1 pseudogene is annotated in these 474 nt (G+C 70.7%); it reads right to left on the bottom strand.

Annotated elements, in window-relative coordinates:
- Positions 1–474 (bottom strand): annotated as a pseudogene (locus DD1DGNOD_RS25845) (guanylate cyclase); the annotation flags it as partial.

Raw genomic sequence — 474 nt, 5'->3', positions numbered from 1 at the left:
TCGCCCTCGCGGCGCAGCAGCCCGTCGTCGACGAGAGCCGCGAGTGTCTGCTCGACGAACAGCGGGTTTCCCGCGGCCGAGTCGGTGATGCGCGAGACCAGCGCGGGGTCGAGGTCGTTCGAGCCCATCAGAGTACGGATCAGGCGCTGGCAGCGCTCCTCGCTCAGTGGCTGCAGCAGCATGGACGTGGCGTTGAGCTTGCCGCCGCCCCACGTCCGGCGTTCCTCGAGCAGTTCCGGTCTGGCCAGGCACAGCAGCAGGATCGGCGCTTCCCGGGACCAGTCGGCGACGTGCTCGATCAGGTCCAGCAGGGTCGGCTCCGCCCAGTGCACGTCGTCGAACCAGACGATCAGCGGACGCTTCTCGGCGATCGCGGCGAGGAAGGTCCGCACCGCCCAGAAGCTTTCCTGCGCGCCGACCTCGGCGCCGCCGAGTCCGACCAGGGGGGCTAACCCGTCCACCACGGCGGCGGCG

The organism is Candidatus Protofrankia californiensis (assembly GCF_900634765.1).
Lineage (GTDB): Bacteria > Actinomycetota > Actinomycetes > Frankiales > Frankiaceae > Protofrankia > Protofrankia californiensis.
Note: the sequence above shows the minus strand (reverse complement) of the source record. Positions and strands in the feature narration are given on the sequence as shown.